The organism is Nocardia sp. PLKS1-43, assembly GCF_059510335.1.
Genome location: NZ_JCAJZQ010000006.1, coordinates 352,807 through 372,682, shown reverse-complemented (window position 1 = coordinate 372,682; position 19,876 = coordinate 352,807). Strand labels below are relative to the sequence as shown.

The following is a 19,876-nucleotide window of genomic DNA, read 5'->3' as shown; positions in this document are numbered from 1 at the left end:
GGTATGGCGAGAAATACACTTGTCGAAAAGGACGGTGCCGGAAGGGTCTTCGGCGCGGGATGGGGCGTCAAGCTGGCGGGCCTGGGCCTGGTGCTGAGCCTGGTGGCGATCGTCGCGCTCGCGCTGACCATGTTCGCGGGCGGATTCCAGAGCACCGAGGCGATCTATGTCGATTCGCCGCGGGCGGGCCTGGTCATGGACAAGGACGCCAAGGTCAAGATGCGCGGGGTCGACATCGGCACGGTCAAGGCGATCTCGTACACCGGCAACAGCGCGCGGCTGAGGCTGGCGATCGATCCCGATCAGCTGAAACTGGTTCCGGCCAATGCGGGCGTGGATATCCGCTCCACCACGGTATTCGGCGCTAAGTACGTGAATTTCACTGTGCCGCAGAATCCTTCGTCGGATCATCTGCGGCCGGGCGCGACGCTGAGCGCGACGCAGGTTACCGTCGAATTCAACACGCTGTTCCAGCATCTGACCGATGTGCTGAGCAAGGTCGCCCCGGAGAAGCTGAACGCCACGCTGACCGCGCTGGGCACCGCCCTGCAGGGCCGCGGCGACGAGCTCGGGCAGCTGCTGGCGAACAGTGACCAGTACCTGAAGGACATCAACCCGAGCATGCCGGACCTGCAGCGCGATCTGCGCACCAGCGTTCCGGTGACGAATCTGTACGCCGACGTCGCGCCGGATCTGCTGCACACCACCGACAACGCCGCGGTGACGAGTAGAACGCTCGTCGATCGCAAGAGCGATCTGGACGCGGTGCTGCTGAACCTCATCGGCCTGGTGAACACCACCGACCCGATCCTGAAGCAGAACCAGAAGCCGCTGGTGACCGCGCTGGATCTGCTGCGGCCCACGACCGCGCTGCTGAACGAGTACAGCCCCGGGCTGTACTGCATGGTGGTCGGTATCGCGAACGCGGTGCCGGTGGCCAATCAGGTCTTCGGCGGCCTGGGCCCCTACGTGACGCTCAACGCCAGCTTCATGCCCGGCGGCACCCCGTACCAGTATCCGAAGGATCTCCCGAAGGTGAACGCCACCGGCGGGCCGCGCTGCGACAACATTCTCGATCGCAAACCCGGCAGCCATTCCAACTATCTGGTCACCGACACCTCCCAGGGCGAAGTGTGGACGCCGTCGCTGAGTTCACATCTCAACGACCCGAACACCAGCGTCTTCCAGTTGCTGTTCGCCGGAATGCCGGGGGTGCGCAAGCCGTGAGCGTCAAACCACGGGCCGTCACGGTCAAACTCTCGATCTTCACACTGGTGATGGTGCTGGTCCTGGCGCTGCTCGCGGTCGTCTTCAGCCAGATGCGGTTCGCCAGCGAGACCGGATACCACGCGGTGTTCACCAGTTCCTCGGGCATGCTGCCCGGAGCCAAGGTGCGCATCGCGGGCGTGCCGGTCGGGTCGGTCAAGCGGGTCTACGTGGGCAAGGACCATCTCGCGCACGTCGATTTCCAGGTCGATCATCAGTACCACCTCTACGAGAGCACCCAGGCCGCGATCCGCTACGAGAACCTCGTCGGCGACCGGTATCTGGAACTCATGGACGGGCCCGGCAACGCGAAGGGGATGTCCGAGGGCGGCACGATCGGCACCGACCGCACCAAGCCGGCCCTCGACCTGGACATGCTGCTCGGCGGGATCAAACCGCTGCTGCGCGGCCTGAATCCGACGCAGGTCAACGATCTGACCAACGCGCTGCTCCAGGTGTTCCAGGGTCAGGGCGGCACGCTGGTGGCCCTGCTGAACAGCTCCGGCTCGTTCGCCAAGACGCTGGCCGATCGGGACGCGCTGATCGGCAGCGTGATCAACAACCTGAACACCGTGCTGTCCACCATCGACGCGAAGAACAAGGATTTCGACGCCACGCTGGTCGAACTGCAGCGCGTGGTCAGCGGGCTGGCCGCGGACCGCGACCAGATCGGCGATTCGCTGCCGCGTCTGGCCGGGGCGACCGGTGACCTGACCGGTCTGCTGCGCCAGGCCCGGCCCGATCTGAAGAACGACTTCGACCAGCTGGGCCGGTTGTCGAGCAACCTCGACTCCCGCACCGACGACGTGCAATGGGTGCTGGACCGGCTGCCGGAGACCTACAAGAAACTCGTGCGGCTCGGTTCCTACGGTTCGTTCCTGAACATGTACGTCTGTGGGACGAACTTCCTCATCGACGGACCCGACGGCAAGCCCATGCATATCAACCTGCCCGGTTTGCAGACGACCGGAAGGTGCTCGGCGCAATGAAGGAACAACGCTCCCCCCTGATCGAGATCGGCGTCGTCGGCGTGGTCCTCGCGGTCGCGATCTCGTTGTCCGCCTTACAGTTCCAGCGGCTGCCCTTCATCCGCAGCGGTGCGGAGTTCAGTGCCTTCTTCGCCGATGCCGGTGGCCTGCTGCCGGGTGATCCGGTGCAGGTGGCCGGGGTGCGCTCGGGACAGGTCGAGGACGTCACCCTGGCCGGTGCGAAGGTGAAGGTCCGGTTCAGCCTGGACGAGTCGATCGTGTTGGGGCGCAAGACATCCGCCGCGATCAAGACCAACACCGTGCTGGGCCGCAAATCGCTCGAGGTGACCCCCACCGGCGACGGTGCGCTGCGTCGCGACGACACCATCCCGCTGTCCCGAACGACCTCGCCGTACTCGCTCAACGACGCCCTCGGCGATCTGGCCTCGACCGTGCACGACCTGGACACCGATCAGGTGAACAAGACCCTGGACACGCTCTCGGCCGCGTTCGACAAGACTCCCGGGCCGCTGCGTTCGGCCCTGGACGGCGTCACCGCGCTCTCGCGCAGCCTGAACACCCGCGACCAGGCCCTGACCCAACTGCTCTCGCACGCGCAGGACGTCACCAAGGTGCTCTCGGATCGCGCGGACCAGATCAACGCGCTGCTGCTGAACGGCAACGATCTGCTCGGCGAACTGAACGCCCGGCGCACCGCGCTGAGCCAGCTCATCCAGTACGTCAACGGCCTGGCCCAGCAGCTCACCGGGTTCGTGCGGGACAACGAGGCCTCGCTCAAACCCGATCTGGACAACCTGAATTCGCTGCTGGCCCTGCTGCAGAAGAACAAGGACCAGCTGGGCAAAGCCCTGGACGCGCTCGGCCCCTACGCCGGTGCGCTCGGTGAACAGGTCGGCAGCGGTCCGTACTTCCAGGCGTACGTGTCGAACGCGTCGAGCAAGGTGCTGCAACCGCTGGTCGACGCGCTGGTCTGGCCGCAGCACGTGCCGGACTCGTTCCGGAGCTATCTGAACCCGCTGCCCAGTATCGGTCCCTCCATCCAGGAGCCTCCGCGATGAAAGCATTACCGAAGTTGCGCACGGTGCCCCGCTGGGTGCGGGCCGTCGCCGCCGCGCTGGTCGTCGCCCTGGCCGGATGGATCGTCTACGGCGCGGTGACGAATATCGGCAAGACCCACATCACCGCGTACTTCCCGTCCACGACCGGCATCTACAACGGTGACGGGGTGGAGATCCTCGGGGTCAAGGTCGGCAAGATCAACTCGATCGAGCCGGGCCGGGACAACGTGAAGGTGACGATGACCGTCGACCGCGGCGTGGACATCCCCGCGGACGCGAAGGCGGTCATCATCGCGCCCTCGCTGGTCTCGGCGCGCTTCATCCAGCTGGCCCCGGCCTACACGGGCGGGCCGAAGATGCACGACAACGCGACCATTCCGATCGAGCGCACCGCCGTTCCGGTGGAGTGGGACGACATCAAGGCCGAGCTGACCAAGTTGTCCAAGGCGCTGGGACCGATCGGCCAGGACAAACAGGGTTCGTTCGGACGGTTCGTGAACACCGCCTCGGACAACCTCGCCAACGGCAACGCGCAGGCGTTCCGGGATACGTTGAAGGAGCTGTCCAGCACGCTGGGCACGCTGTCGGACGGGCGGACCGATCTGTTCGGGACGATCAGGAATCTGCAGCACTTCGTGGACGTGCTGTCCAAGAGCGACGATCAGATCGTCCAGTTCGGCGGTCGGCTGGCCTCGGTGTCCTCGGTGCTGAACAACGTCTCGGGCGACCTCGGTGCGGGACTGGACAATCTGGACGTCGCGGTCGCGGATGTGCAGCGTTTCCTCAACGAGCGCGGCCCGGCGCTGACCGACAGCGTGCAGCGCCTCGCCGATGTCACCCAGCTGCTGGTGGACAAGAAATCCGATATCGAGCGCGTGCTGCATTCGGGCCCGACCGCGCTGGCGAACTTCTATCAGATCTACAAGCCGGCCCAGGGCACGCTGACCGGCGCGGTCGTCGGCACCAACTTCGCCAACCCGTTCGCCTTCCTCTGCGGCGCGATCGAGGGTCTGCAGACCGACGATTCGGACAGGACCGCCGCGTTGTGCAAGCAGTACATCGCGCCGGTCATCCAGTCGCTGATGATGAATTACCCACCGCTGCTGTTGAATCCGGCGTCCGGACAGGGTGCGTTCCCGAGTCAGCTGACCTACAGCACGCCGGATCTGGCCAAGCGGGTGAACACCAACCCCGATGCCGGCGCGCCCGCCGCGGCCCCGGCGGCCACGCCTGCGGTCGTGGTCCCGAACGGCATTGCCGGACTTCTGCTTCCGGGAGGTGGGCACCGATGAGCTGGAACGGTTCGGGTAGGACGCGCAGGCGGCTCGCGGGCGCGGCGATCGGCCTGGTGCTGGCGCTGGGCGTCACCGGCTGTCAGTGGGACGGGCTGAACACCCTGCCGATGCCGGGAGCGGCCGGAACGGGCGACGGCTCGTGGCAGGTGCGCATCCAGATGCCGAATGTGACCACGCTGACCCGCAATTCGCCGGTCATGGTGGACGACGTCACGGTCGGCACGGTGAAGAATATCGAGGTGCAGGACTGGCACGCGCTGGTCACGGTCAGCCTGGATCGGGGTGTTCACCTGCCCGCCAACGCGATCGCGCGCATCGGGCAGACCAGCCTGCTGGGCAGTAATCACGTCGAACTCGCCGCGCCGCCGTCGAATCCGCAGGGCCAGTTGAAGAACGGCGACGTGATTCCGCTCGATCGCGCCGGTGACTACCCGACCACCGAACAGACGCTGTCCTCGCTGTCGGTGGTGCTCAACGGCGGCGGTATCTCGCAGCTCGAGACCATCACCCACGAATTGGACGCGACGTTCCACGGGCGGACCGACTCGATCCGGGACCTGTTGCCGCAGTTGCAACAACTGACCGGCACATTGGATCAGCAGACCCAGGACATCATCGCCGCGATGGGCGGCCTGGACCGCCTGTCGGGTGTGCTGGCCCGGCAGAAGGATCAGGTCACCACCGCGATCACCAAGATCCACCCCGCGTTGACAGTACTGGCGGATCGTCGGCAGAACATCACCAAAACCCTTGTGGCGCTGGGTAATCTGAGCGACGTCGTGCAGCAGATCATTCAGCAGGGCGGAGACAGCCTGAAGACGGACCTGGCGAATCTCGGTCCGGCGCTGAAGTCCTTGTCCGACACCGGCGGGAAACTGGCCGATTCGCTGCAGATCCTGCTGACCTTCCCGTTCCCGATGAAGAATCTGGACAAGGCGCTCAAGGGCGACTATCTGAATCTGCTGATGACGGTGGATATCACCGGCGCGCGACTGGATTCGAACTTCCTCACCGGAACTCCGCTGGGCGGCCGGTTCGGCGGCGTCGAGGGCGCGTTGGGCGCCATCGCCCCGCAGACCGCGCAGGGTAAGGGCGATCCGGTGCGCGGGCCGCTGCAGACCCAGTCCAGACCGGCCACCCCCGCACCCACGCCGAGTATTCCCGGGTTGCCCGCGATTCCGGGGCTGCCCGCCATTCCGGGGATCACCGTTCCCGGCCCGTCGCAAGGAGGCGGCCGGTGAAGCTCACCAAGTTCGTCCGCACCCAGCTGATCATCTTCGCGGTGCTGACCGTGGTCGGCCTGGTGGTGATGGCGGGGGGCTATGTGCAGCTGCCGGCCATGTTCGGGATCGGCCGGTACGGGGTGACGGTGCGGCTGGCCGCGACCGGCGGGCTGTATCCGACCGCCAACGTCGCCTATCGCGGGACCAATATCGGCAAGGTGCAGAGCGTTCGGCTGACCCCGCAGGGAGTGGACGCGCAACTGTCCATCAAGAGCGGTTACAAGGTGCCCAGCGATGTCGAGGCGTACGTCCGGAGCGTCTCGGCCATCGGTGAGCAGTACGTGGACCTGGTACCCGCCGAAAACCCCAGGGGCGGAAACCTTTACGACGGTGCGGTGATCCCGCGGGAGCGCACCAGGCTGCCGCAGGATGTCGGCGCGATGCTCGATCAGGCCGACCGGCTGCTGTCCAGCGTCGCGGACACCAAACTGCGCGAGCTGATCGACGACGCGTTCACCGCGTTCAACGGCGCGGGACCGGACCTGCAGAAGTTCATCGACTCCGCCTCGCTGCTGGTGCAGGAGGCGCAGAAGAACACCGCGCCGACCAAGGATCTGCTGAAAAAGATCGGCCCGCTGCTGAACACGCAGAACCGCTCGGCGGATTCGATCCGCACCTGGACCCATGACCTGGTCGCGGTGACCGATCAGCTGCGCCAGCACGATCCGTCGCTCAATCAGCTGCTCCAGCGCACACCGGCGGCTGCGCAGCAGGTCAGCCAGACTTTCCAGGATCTCCAGCCCACCCTGCCGATCCTGCTGTCGAATCTGGTCAGTACCGGCCAGGTCGCGGTGACCTATCACGCCGGTCTGGAACAGATCCTGGTGATCTACCCGCAGATGATCTCGGCGCTGCTGACCGCCGTGCGCGGGCCCGTCCAGTACGGCGCGATGGTCGACTTCATGCTCGGCCTGAACGACCCGCCCGGCTGCATCACCGGCTTCCTGCCGCCGAGCCAGCGTCGTTCGCCCGCCCAGACCGACACTCCCGACACGCCGGGCAATCTGTACTGCAAGGTTCCGCAGAACGCCAAGGAGGCCGTGCGCGGTATCCGCAACACGCCGTGTCAGGACGTGCCGGGTAAGCGTGCGCCGACTCCGGAGCTGTGCCACGATCCGCGCGGTTATGTGCCCGAGGGAAACAACCCGCCGTTCGGCCCGCCGCAGCCGGTCGACAATTCCGGTGCGCCGCTGCCGAATCCGGCCGCGAAGCCCGGAACGGTCCATCCGGCCGCATTCGAGAACAGGAGTTACGACCCGACAACCGGAACCTTCACCGGACCCGACGGGCGCACCTATCGGGAGGGGGACGTCAAGCCCGGCGGCTCGGGCACGGTACCGTCCGGGTGGCAGGCGATGCTCGAGGAGCAGCAAAAATGAGCGAAACCACACCCCCAACACCACCTACATCGGGACGAGTCCGGCGGCGTGCGAGCCGCCAGGCCGGTCCCGTCGGCGACCAGGGCCGGCCCGCTGCCGAGGTGACGGTCGTTCCCACCGGTAGCACCGCGAACTCGGACGCCGCACGGACGCCGCCGACCGATACCGCGACGTCCTCGGCCGCTGTTCCGGTGCACGCGCACGAGGCGGATGCCGCGGCGGCGGGGAAGTCCGCCGGGGCGGTGGGCGACGCCGGTGCGACTTCCACGATCGCGACTGGATCGTCAGCGAAAGCTACTGCGGCTGAAGGCGTTTCGGACGCCGAGCTGCGCGGTCCGGAGGCCGGGGGCGCGGGCGGCTCCGCTGATATCGATGCGGGCTCGACCTCCGGTCAGCACGCCGCAGGAGCCGCGAAAATCGTTGCCGCCGAAGCGGATTCGACGGTGGAGCGCGATTCTGCCGGGAATCCGGCGGCCTCCGGTGCAGAGCCCGTCGACGCGCCGGTGGACGAACCGGTCGACGCGCCGGGCACCCAGGGCGAGGTCGTCTCGGGAAAACGCCGGTTCCGGAGCTCGATGCGGCCGATCGAATGGGCGGCCGCCGCGGTCGCGGTCCTCGCACTGCTCGGCCTGTTCGGCAGCGGCGGGGCGTACGCCTACCACCGGTCGCACGCCGACGCGCTGGCCTCACAGCGGGCCGAATACATCCAGACCGCCAAACAGGCCATCCTGAACCTCACCAACATCAAGGACGACACCGCCTCGCAGGACATCGACCGCGTACTCTCGGTGGCCTCGGGCGATCTGAAGGCCGAGTACTCCCAGCGCAAGGACGCCTATGCGCAGGTCGTCAAGGAGGCCAAGGTCAAGGCCAGCGGCGAGGTGATCGAGGCCGCGATCGAGAGCCAGAACGACGATTCGGCCCAGGTGCTCGTCGCGGCCAAGCAGACCCTCACCAATGCGGGCGATTCGCAGCCGCAGGACCGGTACTACCGGTTCCGGGTGACCGTGAACCGCGGTGACGGCGGCGTCACCGCGTCGAAGGTGGAGTTCGTGGCATGACATCGCGAGGAAAGCGTCTTCCGATCCTGCTCGCCGCGGCGGGCGTGCTGCTGATCGCGGCCGTGGCGGTCGGTGCGTTCACCGGGTACCGGTTCTGGAACGACCGGCAGGCCGAACAGGCGCGCAGCGCCTCGGTCGATGCCGCGCGCCGCACGGTGGCGGCCATGTTCACCTACGACTTCAACAGCGTCGACACGCAGCTGCCCAAGGCCGCCGACGCCCTGACTCCCGCCTTCAAGAGCGATTACCTGAAGCTGGTCGACAAGGCCATCGCCCCCGGCGCGAAGCAGAAGCAGCTCACTGTGCAGGCCACCACGCAGGCGGCCGGGGTCGTCAGCGCCGACAGCTCGCACGCGGTGGTGCTGCTGTACCTGAATCAGGTGACGACCAGCAAGGACTCCCCGCAGGGCACGGTCACCCCGAGTCGCGTGCGGGTATCGCTCGAGAAGGACGACGACCACTGGCTCGTCGGCCAGGTAAGCCCGATCTGAGGTCGGTTCGCCGCGCACCGGCGCCGATCCTCGGCGCGAAAGACGTTGTCAGCGGCCCGGATCCAGGTCGGCATCGGACAGCAGTGCGCTGCCGGCCACCTGATCCTGGGCGAGCGCGTCGAGAAACGCTCTGGCCCAACGGTCCACGTCGTGCGCGAGGACCTGGCGGCGCAGCGCGCGCATGCGGCGGCGACGGGTGTCGGGATTGTCGGTGAGCGCGGCCATGATGGCGTCCTCGACGCTGTCCAGGTCGTGCGGGTTGCACAGGTACGCCTGACGCAATTCGGCTGCGGCGCCGGTGAATTCGCTCAGCACCAGGGCGCCGTTCAGACCGCTGTGGCTGGCCACGTACTCCTTGGCGACCAGATTCATCCCGTCGCGCAGCGGGGTCACCAGCATCGCGTCGGCGGCGACGAAGAAGGCGAGCAGTTCCTCGCGCGGAATCGGCCGGTGCAGGTAGTGCACCACCGGATAACCCACGCGGGCGAATTCGCCGTTGATGCGCCCGACCTGACGTTCGATATCGCCGCGCATCTGGATGTAGCTCTGCACCCGCTCCCGGCTGGGCGTGGCCAGTTGCACCATGGCGATCTCCGCCGGGTCGATCCGGCCCTCGCGCAACAGTTCTTCGAGCGCGGCCAGGCGGATATCGATGCCCTTGGTGTAATCGAGCCGATCCACGCCCAGCAGAATATGTTTCGGGTTACCCAGCTCGTCGCGGATCTGCGCGGCCCGCTCGCGCACCGAACGCCGCCGGGACTGCTCGTCGAGTTCGGCCGAGGAGATCGAAATCGGGAAGGCGCCGACCCGTACCGTGCGGAAACCCACCTGAACCACACCGAGTTTCGAGCGCACGCCGACGGTGCCGCGGGAAGTCGGTTGTCCGGCAAGGCGTTTGGCCAGGTACAGGAAATTCTGGGCGCCGCCGGGTAAGTGGAAGCCGATCAGATCCGCGCCCAGCAGGCCCTCGACGATCTCGGTCCGCCACGGCATCTGCATGAACAGTTCCACCGGCGGGAACGGGATGTGCAGGAAGAAGCCGATCGTCAGGTCCGGGCGCAGCATCCGGAGCATCTTCGGCACCAGTTGCAGTTGGTAATCCTGCACCCAGACCGTGGCCCCCTCGGCGGCGACCTTCGCGGTGTACTCGGCGAAACGCCGGTTGACCTCGACGTAGGCGGTCCACCAGTGCCGCCGGTACTCCGGCCGCACGATCACGTCGTGATACAGCGGCCACAGGGTGCCGTTGGAGAATCCCTCGTAGTAGTCCGCGACCTCGGCCGAGGACAGCGGCACCGGATGCAGTTCCAGCCCGTCCTCGATGATCGGGTCCAGATCCACGTCGGGGACGCCGGCCCAGCCCACCCACGCGCCGTTGTTGTTGCGCAGGACCGGTTCCAGGGCGGTGACCAGGCCGCCGGGACTGCGCTTCCAGCGGGTCGTACCGTCGGGAAGCTGCTGCAGATCCACCGGCAGGCGGTTGGCGACCACGACGAATCCGGAACCCGCGCCATGTGGAGCTGTCGCAGGCGGTTGGGCTCCCGCATCCGATCGTCGCTGATCCGATGGGTTTGCGCTCATCTGGTCCATTACTGGAACCTCCGGTTTGCCGCGGGCCGGGAGAGCCCTGTGGAGTTGTAAGTGCGGGGTCGGGGTCGGTTATTCGCCCCGGCCGCTGGGACCGATACCGAGCATCGACAGCAGCATCCGGCATTCGTCCGCATCTTCAGCGTAAGCGGCGACGACTCGTTGGGCCTGTCGAGCAGTCTCGTCGGCGAGCGGCTCCAGATCGTCGTCCGCGATGTCGTTGGCGCCCTTCGCGGCCATCATCGTGTCCTCTCGACTATGGGTTGAGTTCTCACGGTTGCGAGAAGTCAATCGTATCGGTCATGGGAATGGGGCCGGTTGGGCGGCAACCGCGTGAAGCGGCAACCCTGAAACGATGAGGTTCGCGATGCCTATACCGTGGGAAGACTGTATGTGTCGGCAGAAAGGGTTCGGATCATCATGCCGTTGGCCACGGTGAACGGAATAGCACTGAACTACCAGGTCAAGGGGGACAAGGCCAAGGGCAGCGATATCAAGGGCGCCGCCCCGCTGGTCGTGCTGATCATGGGAACCGGGAGTCCGGGCCGGGTGTGGGAGCTGCATCAGGTCCCCGCGCTGGTCGCGGCCGGATACCGGGTGTGCACCTTCGACAACCGCGGCATCGCCCCCTCGTACGAGGCCGCGCACGGAATGACCATCGATGACCTGGTGAAGGACACCGCCGCGCTGATCGAGTTCCTGGACGAGGGTCCGGTGCTGCTGGCCGGCACGTCGATGGGTGCGCGGGTCGCGCAGGAACTCGCGCTGGCTCGTCCCGACCTGGTTCGCAAGGCGGTATTCCTGGCCGGTCACGGGCGGTTGGACCAGTTCCAGAAGACACTCTCGCTGGGCGAGCACGAACTCGACGCCAGCGGGGTGAAGCTACCGCCGAAGTACGAGGCCGCGCTGACCGCTGTGATGAATCTTTCACCGGCGACTCTCTCCGACGTCAACGCGGCGCGGGATTGGCTCGACCTGTTCGAGTTCACCGGCGGGCCGGTCGCGCCCGGAATCCGGGCGCAGCGCGCGATGGATCACGATTTCGACCGGCTGCAGGCCTACCGCGGGATCAAGGTGCCGTGCCTGTCGGTCGGATTCGCCGACGACCGGATGATCCCGCCGTATTTGGCCAGAGAGGTCGCGCAGGTGATTCCGGCCGCGCGGTATCAGGAGATTCCGGACGCGGGGCACTATGGTTACCTGGAACGCCCCGACGCGGTGAACAAGGTGCTGCTGGAATTCTTCGGCGGCTGAGGCGGTCCGTTCGCGAAGGCGGCCCCGGTGTCGTGGCGGCCAGGTAACTCCCCGGCGGTAACGCCGGTCTTGCTAGGGTCGATATCAGGTATTGGGGGTCGCTCCGCCCGGAGGGCCGTCAGTGTTTCGTACCCGTAGCGCATGCCCAACACACAGTGCCAGTATCAGTGAGGTGAGATGAGCACCAACCCCTTCGACGACGAAGACGGCCGCTTCTTCGTTCTGGTCAACGACGAGGAGCAGCATTCCCTCTGGCCAGCTTTCGCGGAGGTTCCCGCCGGGTGGCGGGTCGTGTTCGGTGAGGACAGCCGGGCTGCCTGCGTCGAGTACGTCGAGAAGAACTGGACCGATATGCGTCCCAAGAGCCTGCGCGACGCGATGGCGGCCGACGACGCGGCCCGCCAGGCTTCTCAGTCCTGATCCCGGCTACTCGACACCGCGTGAGCACGACGACCCGGCGACCGCATGTATCCCGCATGCGGTCGCCCGGCCCTGCCCATCCCCGCTGACCACGCTTTTTCGCCCCCAGCCATCCCCCCGGTTATGATGGCTCCGCTTTTTCCGCCTCCTTAGCTCAGTGGTAGAGCACTCGCCTTGTAAGCGAAAGGTCGTCAGTTCAATCCTGACAGGGGGCTCCAATAGGCTCTGACCTGCGAATCGGGTCGGAGCCCATTTTCGCTGACCAAGCGCGCCGTCCGGACAACGCTGAACTTTGCTGTCGCCGCATGACGGCAGCGCGCCCACGGCATACGGGGTTGATGCCGGATAGGTGGCATCGTGACCTGCCCGGTCGGGGTCACAGCACCTGGCGAAACTGCGCACGGCCCAGGTCGTACAGACCCGAGGCTCAGGCGCCGGGATCTAGTCCAGCGTTGCTGACCGGATCGCTGGTTCCGTCGGTGTTCCTCGCCGGCGCCGCAGTGGCGGCCCGATGGTCACGGCTGCGATGATCGGGCGGCCGAGTCGCGGTGAACAGGGTGCGTCACTGCACATACGACAGCACGGTCATCATGCCGGCCTCGCCGTGGTAGGCGTTGTGGCAGTGCAGCATCCACTGCCCAGGGTTGGTGGCGTCCAGTTCGGCTTCGACTGTTCGCATGGGTAGCACGATGGCGGTGTCCTTGCGTGCGCCGGTGCCGTCCGCGGTGACGATCTGGAAGGTGTGGCCGTGCAGGTGCATCGGGTGGAACATCATGGTCTTGTTCACGAACCGCAGCCGAATTCGTTGCCCGGCAGACACATCCAGCGCCGTGTGCTCGCGGTAGGCCTTGCCGTTGATCGTCCAGATGTATTCGGACGAGGCGGTTCCGAGGGCCACCTCGAGGGTGGTGTCCGGGGCGCGGCGAGGCAGGCGCACCGCCTCGGCCGCCGCGAGCCGGGCCGCTGTCAGCGGTGCGGCCGCCAGTTCCGAAAGCCGCGTGTCGGCGGCGGGCGGGGCGCCTCCGCCGGTGCGGATCAACGCGAAGGCCTGTCCGGTTTTGCCTTCCGCGGCGGCGATGAGCGGGAACACGCCGTCGCCGAGGTCGATGATCGCGTCGTAGCGTTCTCCCATGCCGATCAGGACCGAGGCCGTGGTCACCGGCTGGACGGGGTAGCCGTCGCTGTGGGTGACGCGCAACCGGTGGCCGCCGACCGCGACGCGGAACGCGGTATCAGCGGCGGCGTTGATGATCCGCAGCCGCATCCGCTGCCCGGGTCTGCCGCTGAAGACGACCGGGTCGGCAGCGATACGTCCGTTGATCAGGTAGTACGGATAGTCCTTGATGTCACCGGCATCCGAGCCCAGCGGCGCATTCGGATCCATCGGCATCGACATCGGCGAGGAACCCATGTTCATGCCGCCCATCGCGCCCATATCCATCCCGGGCATGCCGGCCATCCCCGTGGCGCGTAGCCGCCGCAACTGTTCGTCGGGGTTGCGGCCGTCGACACCGTCGAGCCAATCATCCAGCACGACAACGGCTTCCAGATCGTAGTCGGCGCCGTCGGCGGGGCCCTCGACGATCAGCGGCGCGTACAGACCACGGTCGAGCTGTACTCCCACATGCGGGTGAAAGAAGTAGGTGCCCGCGTCGGGCACGGTGAACTCGTAACGAAAGGTGCCGCCGGGCGCGATCGCGGACTGGGTCAGATCGGGCATTCCGTCCATGTCGTTGCGCAGCGCGATGCCGTGCCAGTGCACCGTCGTCGGGGCAGGTAGGGCGTTGGTGAGATCCGCACGAAGGACCTCGCCGCGTCTGAGCCGGATCTCGCTTCCCGGAAGCCGGTCCGCATAGGCCCAGGTCGACACCTGAACGCCACCGAGGTCCACATTGGCCGGTGCGGCACGCAGGCGCACCTGCCGGACGGGAGCATTCGCGGCGCGGCGAGCGTTCTCGACTGTTCGGACGGCCTCGGAATCGGGGCGCACGAGGCGGGGCGAGCTCGACGAGCCGGTCGAACACGAGGCAAGAACAGCGGCGGCACCGGCACCGAGAGCTAGAAAGCCTCGCCGAGTCACCGGCGCCGAGGTCGCGGGTAGTTGTCGCGGTAGCCGCTGATCAGCCATGACGCGATGATACATAACCCCGGTGGGGTATGCGTTTGGTGTGTCCGGAACACGTCCACTCTCTGCTGTGAGAGCGGTACCGAGGTGGGCATTCCGGTCGCAGGTCACGATGTGGCGGTGGGGTGAACATCGGATTCATCGGCGGCTCTCGGTTCTCGTTGAGCGAGTGACCGTATGTCGGCGTGCCCGCACGGTTCGCAGCCGGGTGAACAGCATCCGGCTGTCCGAACTCGGCTACCGCCCGGGAGAGCCTGCTGGTATGCCTCGACATGAGGCCTCACGAGCCGGGTGGCGCTTCGGGCGGCTCGGCTGAGCTACGTCCGCGCGACGCATGAAACTTGTTGTCCGCCAACGTGGTCAGCGACTCGGTAGCGACCTCACCAGGGCGTGTTCCACTCCCGCGAGACTTCGGGCGGGTCGGTGGCCGGGGGTAGCGGTGCGGGGGTGCGGGTGACCGGCCAACCGGCGGCGCGGGCGACGGCGGCGAAGCGGATGGCGTTGTGGATGGCCGCGCCGCCGGGGTCGTTGTTGAAGTAGACGTAGATGTCGTGACCGGCGTCCCAGGTTTCGCCGAGGCGGTGCACCCAGTCGTCCAGGACGTTCTCCTCGTAGCAGGGCCACGGCATGCCGGTGCCCTCGTGAAAGCGCAGGTAGCCCCAGTCTGTTGTGCGCCACAGCGGGGTGACGGGCCGGTCCAGCCGGTCGGCCCAGCACAGCGCCGCGCCGCGTTCCGCCAGGACGGCGCGCACCTCGTCGGTCCACCAGCTCTCGTGGCGGGGCTCCACCACCACGCGCACATCCGCCGGGATCAGCCGCAGCGCGGCCGACAGGCGGTCCGGTGCGGCGGGCAGGTTGGGCGGCAATTGGATCAGCAGCGGACCCAGCTTGTCACCGAGCCCGCGCGCCGAGTCGAGCATCCGCTCGAGCGGGATCTCCGGGTCGAGCAGTCGCCGATGATGGGTGAGCACGCGGCTCGCCTTCACCGCCATGACGAAGTCGTCCGGGGTGCGGGTGCGCCAGCCCTCGAAGGTCGTGCGCGCCATCGGGCGGTAGAAGGCGGCGTTCAATTCCACCGTGGCGAACGCGCCCGCGTAGTGCTCCAGCCACCGGCGCTGCGCGACGCCCTTCGGATAGAGGACCCCGCGCCAGTCCGCGTACTGCCATCCCGACGTGCCGATGATGATCGCCATTCAGGGAACGTTCCCGCCCGCAGCCACCGCAATCTCCCGTGCCGGTGAGGTACGCGGTCGCGAACGAACTCGGGGCGCCGCGTTTCAGCCGCCCGCGCCGCCGTCGACCGGGATGATGTCATGGCGGCGCGGAGGTCCACGGCCGATACGACGCCGTTGTATGGCATCTCCGATGCCGCGGAATTCCGGCACCACGTCGTGATGCACCTGCCCTCCACCATCGCCCGTTATCCGTCGGGTCCGGCGGTGATCGAACTGGTTGACGAATTACGGTCCGGCAGTTCGGAATTCGACCGGCTGTGGGATCGGCACGACGTGCACGCGACGCCGATGCTCCGCAAGACCTTCGATCACCCCGCCCTCGGCGAGGTCACCGTCGACTGCGATGCTCTCGCACTCGTCGACCGCGACCAGACCTCGTGCTCTACAGCGCGCCGACGGGATCCCGCGATGCGGAGGCACTGGCATTGCTCGGTGTCCTCGGGGCCGACGTCGGCGATTATCGGCGATAGCTCCCCGCGAGCGTCCTCAGTTCTTGCGGGCGACGCCCGCCCAGCACCCCGCTTCGGCGTCGCGCCAGTCGGGCAGGTCGGATTCGGGACGCCAGCGGTGCACGCCGACCACGCCGGGGTCGAGAAGTTCGTAGCCGTCGAAGAAGCGGGTGACCTCGTCGCGGTTGCGATTCTGGGCGTGCACGCCGCTGGCGCGATAGGTGGCCAGGGCGCGGCGCATGGTCTCGGGGTCGAAATCGGCGGTGACATGCGAGATGACCAGGTACGAGCCGGGAGCCATGGCGTTCATCAGGGTGTCGACGATGCGGTACGGCTCCTGTTCGTCACGGACGAAATGCAGGACCGCGATCAGGCTCACGGCGACCGGTTCGTCCAGGTTCAGGGTTTCGGCGAAGGCCGGTGCGGACAGGATGGCCTCGGGATCGGTGGCGTCGGCATCGATGTAGGCGACCTTGCCCTCGGCGGTACTCGCCATCAGAGCGTGTGCGTAGGCCAGGACCAGGGGATCGTTGTCCACGTACACCACGCGGGCGGCCGGATTGAGCTTCTGGGCGATCTGGTGCAGGTTCGGTTCGGTCGGGATCCCGGTGCCGATGTCGAGGAACTGCCGCACTCCGAGATCGCTCAGCGTGCGCACCGCGCGGGTCATGAAGTCGCGGTTGTGGTGCACGCCGGAGGCGACGGTCGGCCACACCTCGAGGATTTTGGCCGCGGCCTGACGGTCGACCTCGTAGTTGTCCTTGCCGCCCAGGAAGTAGTCGTAGATGCGAGCGCTGCTGGGTTTGGTGGGATCCACGACCCGGTTGTTCGCCATCACTCGACCTCCTAGTCGACAAATGTTGCTACGCAAGAGCCAATATCGAGCGGACGCAATGCAATTCGCATGATAATACGGTTTCGGCGGGTGCGTCCGAGGAACGCCCCGAGGTTGCCGGTATCCGCGCGGGCGTGGTGCGCGCGACTCGGGTTCCGAGCCGCGCCGCGATCGTGGTTGGCGCTCAGCTGATTTCCGGACAATCTGCGCGTATCCGGTTGGGCGGGACGGATTCCCGGACGTTGCAGGGCACGTGACCGATCCGCTCCGGTCACCCGGCGGGCTGCGGGACACCGGCCGGGTGGTGCTTGCCGCATACCGGCTCTCACCAGCGATATCGCCGCCGCTCGCGGCCGGTTCCGAGCAATGCCCGAGATGCTTCCCAGGAAACTCCCAGGCTACGTTCAGCAGGTTCCGCACTGGGCGAGGGACGATGTCCCTCATGAATGGTGTGCCAGCGGACCGGGCGCCCGAGGCCAGGATTCTGGTCGTCGACGATGAGCCCATGATCGTCGAACTGCTGTCGGTGAGCCTGCGCTACCAGGGGTTCGAGGTCACCTCGGCGGTCAACGGCGCCGAGGGCCTGGACAAGGCCAAGACCTTCCGGCCCGATGCGCTCATCGTCGATGTGATGATGCCGGGCATGGACGGCTTCGGCCTGCTGCGCCGGCTGCGCGCCGACGGCATCGAGGCGCCCGTGCTGTTCCTCACCGCCCGCGACGAGGTGGAGGACAAGGTCACCGGCCTGACTCTCGGCGCGGACGATTACGTCACCAAACCCTTCAGCCTGGAGGAGGTCGTGGCGCGACTGCGGGTCATTCTGCGCCGTTCCGGCCACGCGGTGGAGGAACGCAAATCCTCGCGAATCCGGTTCGAGGACATCGAACTGGACGACGATACGCACGAGGTGTGGAAGGCGGGGGAACCGGTTTCGCTGTCCCCGACCGAGTTCACCCTGCTGCGCTATTTCATGGTGAACGCTGGCACGGTGCTGAGTAAGCCGCGCATTCTCGACCACGTCTGGCGCTACGATTTCGGCGGTGAGGTCGGCGTGGTCGAGACCTATGTCTCCTATCTGCGCAAGAAAGTGGACACCGGCCCGGATCAGTTGATTCACACGCTGCGCGGAGTGGGCTACGTCATGCGTTCACCGAGCCGCAGGAATTCCCCGGCGAAATGAGCGCCCGCCCGATCGCGCGCGTCGGAGGTTCCCGGCCATAAACGACACTGCTTCGGCCGATATGGAGAATACGGGCATGGCTGGTGGCGTCGCGAGAGTTCGCCGGGCGATCACGCATCGTCTGGCCGCGGTGCCGTTGCGCGTGACGCTGGTCGTCGCACTGGTATTCCTCGCGGCCCTGGGACTGCTGATATCCGGTGTGGTCGTCACCTCGGTCATGCAACGCGTCGTACTGGGCGGTGTGGACCGCCAGTTGTTCGACGCCGCGCATATCTGGGCGCGCCCGGAAGCGCGTCTGCCGAGCAGGCTGCCGCCGATGTTCTACGTGCGCACGACGAATGCGCAAGGGGTGGTGGAATTGCGGTCCGCGCCATCGTCGTCGGTGCCCGATCTGCCACCCGACCTGGACAACCATCCCCGGACGGTCGGCTCGGTGGGCAAACCGTCCGATCGCTGGCGGGCGCTGGAGGTCGTCCACCCCGACGGCGTCAGCGTGGTCGCGGTGCATCTGGATCAGGGCAAGAACATCGTCGACCGTCTGGTTGGTCTGCAGATCTTCGTGGGGCTGGCGGTGCTGGCGATCCTGGCCGCGGTCGCGCAACTGGTCATCCGGCGCAGTCTGCGGCCCCTGCGCGAGGTGGAGGAGACCGCGTCCGCGATCGCCGGGGGTGATCTGCATCGGCGAGTTCCCGTGCGCGGCACCCGCACCGAGGTCGATCTGCTGTCACAGTCGCTGAACAGCATGCTCGCGCAGATCCAGCAGGCATTCGCCGCCACCGAGGCATCCGAGGAGGCCGCGCGGCGTTCGGAGGCCAAGATGCGGCGGTTCGTCGCCGACGCCAGTCACGAACTGCGCACGCCGCTCACGACGATCCAGGGGTTCGCCGAACTGTACCGGCAGGGGGCCGTGCCGGAATCGGACATGCTGATGGACCGGATCGAGCGCGAGTCCAAGCGGATGAGCCTGCTGGTGGAGGACCTGTTGATGCTGGCCCGGCTGGATGCGCAGCGTCCGCTCGAGCGCCGGCCGGTGGATCTGCTGGCGATCGCGAGCGATACCGTGCACAACCTGCGCGCGGTCGACGCGACCCGGCACCCGGACGGCCCGCCGCGGCCCATCGATCTCGAAATCCGTTCCGGCGAGGGAACTCTGGAGGTTTCCGGCGACGAGGCGAGATTGCGTCAGGTGCTGGGAAATCTGGCCGGTAACGCGCTCGTGCACACCCCGCCGGGCACCCCGGTGACGGTGCGGCTGACCCCCGCCGGGCACGAGGTGCTGATGGAGGTCGTCGATACCGGCCCCGGTCTGCCGCCGCAGGAGGCCGAGCGCATCTTCGAGCGCTTCTACCGCACCGACACCTCACGCAGCCGGGACAGCGGAGGCACCGGCCTGGGGTTGTCCATCGTGCAGGCGCTGGTCGCCTCGCACGGCGGCACGGTGTCGGTGGACAGCACCCCGGGGGAGGGCACGACGTTCACGGTGCGGTTGCCGCGCGAGGCGTCCTGAGCCGGTTCAGTCCGGGACGTTCGCGCCGTAGCCCAGGTCGCGCAGGGCCTGTTTGATCTTGGCCTGCGCCTCGTCGAGGGATTCCTTGCTGGGGTCCGGATCCGCGCCGGAGATGTTGAAATCGCCGAGTTGGAACGCCGGGAAGACGTGCACGTGCAGATGCGGGACCTCGAGTCCGGCGATCAGCAGGCCCGCCCGGGGAGCGCCCCACGCGGCGCGCACGGCCTTGCCGATCTTCTGCGCCACCGCGTTGATCCGGGCGAACACCTCGGGGTCGAGATCCTGCCACTGATCGATCTCCTGGCGCGGCACCACCAGCGTATGCCCCTGGGTGATCGGGTTGATGGTGAGGAATGCGACGAATTCCTCATCCTCCCAGACGAACCGTCCGGGCAGTTGACCGGCGATGATCGCGCTGAAAACAGAAGCCATGGTCTGCATTGTGCCCTGTCCTGGGCCGGT

18 protein-coding genes, 1 tRNA gene and 1 pseudogene are annotated in these 19,876 nt (G+C 67.0%); 14 read left to right on the top strand and 6 right to left on the bottom strand.

The window, feature by feature from the left end:
* Positions 1 to 3 precede the first annotated feature (3 nt).
* The 8 genes from AC5WS7_RS23550 to AC5WS7_RS23515 are packed head-to-tail and all read left to right on the top strand — an operon-like array spanning position 4 to position 8,822.
* Entirely contained in the window at positions 4 to 1,227 is a 1,224-nt protein-coding gene (locus tag AC5WS7_RS23550) for an MCE family protein (protein WP_495956716.1), read from the top strand.
* Positions 1,224 to 2,255: an MCE family protein gene (locus tag AC5WS7_RS23545; protein ID WP_495956715.1), complete on the top strand. Its 1,032-nt coding sequence runs from the start codon at positions 1,224 to 1,226 to the stop codon at positions 2,253 to 2,255. The genes AC5WS7_RS23550 and AC5WS7_RS23545 overlap by 4 nt, the downstream gene beginning before the upstream one ends.
* Positions 2,252 to 3,313, top strand: coding sequence for an MCE family protein (locus tag AC5WS7_RS23540; RefSeq protein ID WP_495956714.1), 1,062 nt, complete (start codon positions 2,252 to 2,254; stop codon positions 3,311 to 3,313). Before AC5WS7_RS23545 ends, AC5WS7_RS23540 begins: the two co-directional genes overlap by 4 nt.
* Positions 3,310 to 4,605 (top strand): MCE family protein, encoded by a 1,296-nt coding sequence (locus AC5WS7_RS23535; protein ID WP_495956713.1) that lies wholly within the window; start codon positions 3,310 to 3,312, stop codon positions 4,603 to 4,605. Before AC5WS7_RS23540 ends, AC5WS7_RS23535 begins: the two co-directional genes overlap by 4 nt.
* The gene (locus AC5WS7_RS23530; protein ID WP_495956712.1) at positions 4,602 to 5,849 is read left to right on the top strand and encodes an MCE family protein; all 1,248 of its coding nucleotides are present in this window, start codon (positions 4,602 to 4,604) and stop codon (positions 5,847 to 5,849) included. Before AC5WS7_RS23535 ends, AC5WS7_RS23530 begins: the two co-directional genes overlap by 4 nt.
* Complete coding sequence (locus AC5WS7_RS23525; protein ID WP_495956711.1) at positions 5,846 to 7,270, top strand: MCE family protein; 1,425 nt, start codon at positions 5,846 to 5,848, stop codon at positions 7,268 to 7,270. Before AC5WS7_RS23530 ends, AC5WS7_RS23525 begins: the two co-directional genes overlap by 4 nt.
* On the top strand, positions 7,267 to 8,331 hold the full coding sequence (locus AC5WS7_RS23520; protein WP_495956710.1) for an Rv1363c family protein: 1,065 nt from the start codon (positions 7,267 to 7,269) through the stop codon (positions 8,329 to 8,331). Before AC5WS7_RS23525 ends, AC5WS7_RS23520 begins: the two co-directional genes overlap by 4 nt.
* Complete coding sequence (locus tag AC5WS7_RS23515; RefSeq protein WP_495956709.1) at positions 8,328 to 8,822, top strand: Rv1363c family protein; 495 nt, start codon at positions 8,328 to 8,330, stop codon at positions 8,820 to 8,822. Before AC5WS7_RS23520 ends, AC5WS7_RS23515 begins: the two co-directional genes overlap by 4 nt.
* 48 nt (positions 8,823 to 8,870) lie before the next feature.
* Here the strand turns inward: AC5WS7_RS23515 and AC5WS7_RS23510 are convergent, their stop codons facing one another.
* Positions 8,871 to 10,403, bottom strand: a complete 1,533-nt coding sequence (locus AC5WS7_RS23510; protein WP_495956708.1) for an alpha,alpha-trehalose-phosphate synthase (UDP-forming) — start codon at positions 10,401 to 10,403, stop codon at positions 8,871 to 8,873.
* 78 nt (positions 10,404 to 10,481) lie between these two features.
* Entirely contained in the window at positions 10,482 to 10,649 is a 168-nt protein-coding gene (locus AC5WS7_RS23505; RefSeq protein WP_169813300.1) for a hypothetical protein, read from the bottom strand.
* A 180-nt stretch (positions 10,650 to 10,829) separates the two neighbouring features.
* Between AC5WS7_RS23505 and AC5WS7_RS23500 the strand changes: the two genes are divergently transcribed.
* The 3 genes from AC5WS7_RS23500 to AC5WS7_RS23490 all read left to right on the top strand — a co-directional run bounded on the left by AC5WS7_RS23500 (position 10,830) and on the right by AC5WS7_RS23490 (position 12,301).
* Positions 10,830 to 11,663 carry an alpha/beta fold hydrolase gene (locus tag AC5WS7_RS23500; RefSeq protein WP_495956707.1) on the top strand — a complete coding sequence of 278 codons (834 nt, stop codon included), beginning with the start codon at positions 10,830 to 10,832 and terminating at the stop codon, positions 11,661 to 11,663.
* A 177-nt stretch (positions 11,664 to 11,840) separates the two neighbouring features.
* Positions 11,841 to 12,083, top strand: coding sequence for an MbtH family protein (locus tag AC5WS7_RS23495; RefSeq protein WP_025346909.1), 243 nt, complete (start codon positions 11,841 to 11,843; stop codon positions 12,081 to 12,083).
* 143 nt (positions 12,084 to 12,226) lie between these two features.
* A tRNA-Thr gene (locus AC5WS7_RS23490) sits at positions 12,227 to 12,301 on the top strand.
* Positions 12,302 to 12,645: 344 nt separating this feature from the next.
* On the opposite strand, the gene AC5WS7_RS23485 is transcribed toward AC5WS7_RS23490, so the two are convergent.
* Positions 12,646 to 14,211: a multicopper oxidase family protein gene (locus AC5WS7_RS23485; protein ID WP_495956706.1), complete on the bottom strand. Its 1,566-nt coding sequence runs from the start codon at positions 14,209 to 14,211 to the stop codon at positions 12,646 to 12,648.
* A 377-nt stretch (positions 14,212 to 14,588) separates the two neighbouring features.
* On the bottom strand, positions 14,589 to 15,401 hold the full coding sequence (locus tag AC5WS7_RS23480) for a DUF72 domain-containing protein (protein WP_495956705.1): 813 nt from the start codon (positions 15,399 to 15,401) through the stop codon (positions 14,589 to 14,591).
* Positions 15,402 to 15,521: 120 nt separating this feature from the next.
* Between AC5WS7_RS23480 and AC5WS7_RS23475 the strand changes: the two are divergent.
* A pseudogene (locus AC5WS7_RS23475) lies at positions 15,522 to 15,800 on the top strand (MmyB family transcriptional regulator); the annotation flags it as partial.
* Between the two features lie 129 nt (positions 15,801 to 15,929).
* Here AC5WS7_RS23475 and AC5WS7_RS23470 read toward each other — a convergent pair.
* Positions 15,930 to 16,727 carry an SAM-dependent methyltransferase gene (locus tag AC5WS7_RS23470; protein WP_495956704.1) on the bottom strand — a complete coding sequence of 266 codons (798 nt, stop codon included), beginning with the start codon at positions 16,725 to 16,727 and terminating at the stop codon, positions 15,930 to 15,932.
* A 442-nt stretch (positions 16,728 to 17,169) separates the two neighbouring features.
* Between AC5WS7_RS23470 and AC5WS7_RS23465 the strand changes: the two genes are divergently transcribed.
* Both AC5WS7_RS23465 and AC5WS7_RS23460 read left to right on the top strand, forming a co-directional pair.
* Positions 17,170 to 17,907: a response regulator transcription factor gene (locus AC5WS7_RS23465; RefSeq protein WP_495956703.1), complete on the top strand. Its 738-nt coding sequence runs from the start codon at positions 17,170 to 17,172 to the stop codon at positions 17,905 to 17,907.
* Positions 17,908 to 17,983: 76 nt separating this feature from the next.
* Complete coding sequence (locus tag AC5WS7_RS23460; RefSeq protein ID WP_495956702.1) at positions 17,984 to 19,414, top strand: sensor histidine kinase; 1,431 nt, start codon at positions 17,984 to 17,986, stop codon at positions 19,412 to 19,414.
* 6 nt (positions 19,415 to 19,420) lie between these two features.
* Here the strand turns inward: AC5WS7_RS23460 and AC5WS7_RS23455 are convergent, their stop codons facing one another.
* Positions 19,421 to 19,846, bottom strand: a complete 426-nt coding sequence (locus AC5WS7_RS23455) for an HIT family protein (protein WP_495956701.1) — start codon at positions 19,844 to 19,846, stop codon at positions 19,421 to 19,423.
* Between the last annotated feature and the right edge of the window lie 30 nt (positions 19,847 to 19,876).

Excerpts from the sequence above, each read along its gene's own strand:
- AC5WS7_RS23465 (WP_495956703.1), top strand. The coding sequence starts at position 17,170 with ATGAATGGTGTGCCAGCGGACCGGGCGCCCGAGGCCAGGATTCTGGTC.
- AC5WS7_RS23495 (WP_025346909.1), top strand. The coding sequence starts at position 11,841 with ATGAGCACCAACCCCTTCGACGACGAAGACGGCCGCTTCTTCGTTCTG.
- AC5WS7_RS23460 (WP_495956702.1), top strand. The coding sequence starts at position 17,984 with ATGGCTGGTGGCGTCGCGAGAGTTCGCCGGGCGATCACGCATCGTCTG.
- AC5WS7_RS23550 (WP_495956716.1), top strand. The coding sequence starts at position 4 with ATGGCGAGAAATACACTTGTCGAAAAGGACGGTGCCGGAAGGGTCTTC.
- AC5WS7_RS23535 (WP_495956713.1), top strand. The coding sequence starts at position 3,310 with ATGAAAGCATTACCGAAGTTGCGCACGGTGCCCCGCTGGGTGCGGGCC.
- AC5WS7_RS23530 (WP_495956712.1), top strand. The coding sequence starts at position 4,602 with ATGAGCTGGAACGGTTCGGGTAGGACGCGCAGGCGGCTCGCGGGCGCG.
- AC5WS7_RS23515 (WP_495956709.1), top strand. The coding sequence starts at position 8,328 with ATGACATCGCGAGGAAAGCGTCTTCCGATCCTGCTCGCCGCGGCGGGC.
- AC5WS7_RS23455 (WP_495956701.1), bottom strand. The coding sequence starts at position 19,846 with ATGGCTTCTGTTTTCAGCGCGATCATCGCCGGTCAACTGCCCGGACGG.
- AC5WS7_RS23505 (WP_169813300.1), bottom strand. The coding sequence starts at position 10,649 with ATGGCCGCGAAGGGCGCCAACGACATCGCGGACGACGATCTGGAGCCG.
- AC5WS7_RS23480 (WP_495956705.1), bottom strand. The coding sequence starts at position 15,401 with ATGGCGATCATCATCGGCACGTCGGGATGGCAGTACGCGGACTGGCGC.
- AC5WS7_RS23540 (WP_495956714.1), top strand. The coding sequence starts at position 2,252 with ATGAAGGAACAACGCTCCCCCCTGATCGAGATCGGCGTCGTCGGCGTG.
- AC5WS7_RS23520 (WP_495956710.1), top strand. The coding sequence starts at position 7,267 with ATGAGCGAAACCACACCCCCAACACCACCTACATCGGGACGAGTCCGG.
- AC5WS7_RS23500 (WP_495956707.1), top strand. The coding sequence starts at position 10,830 with ATGCCGTTGGCCACGGTGAACGGAATAGCACTGAACTACCAGGTCAAG.
- AC5WS7_RS23510 (WP_495956708.1), bottom strand. The coding sequence starts at position 10,403 with ATGAGCGCAAACCCATCGGATCAGCGACGATCGGATGCGGGAGCCCAA.
- AC5WS7_RS23485 (WP_495956706.1), bottom strand. The coding sequence starts at position 14,211 with ATGGCTGATCAGCGGCTACCGCGACAACTACCCGCGACCTCGGCGCCG.
- AC5WS7_RS23470 (WP_495956704.1), bottom strand. The coding sequence starts at position 16,727 with ATGGCGAACAACCGGGTCGTGGATCCCACCAAACCCAGCAGCGCTCGC.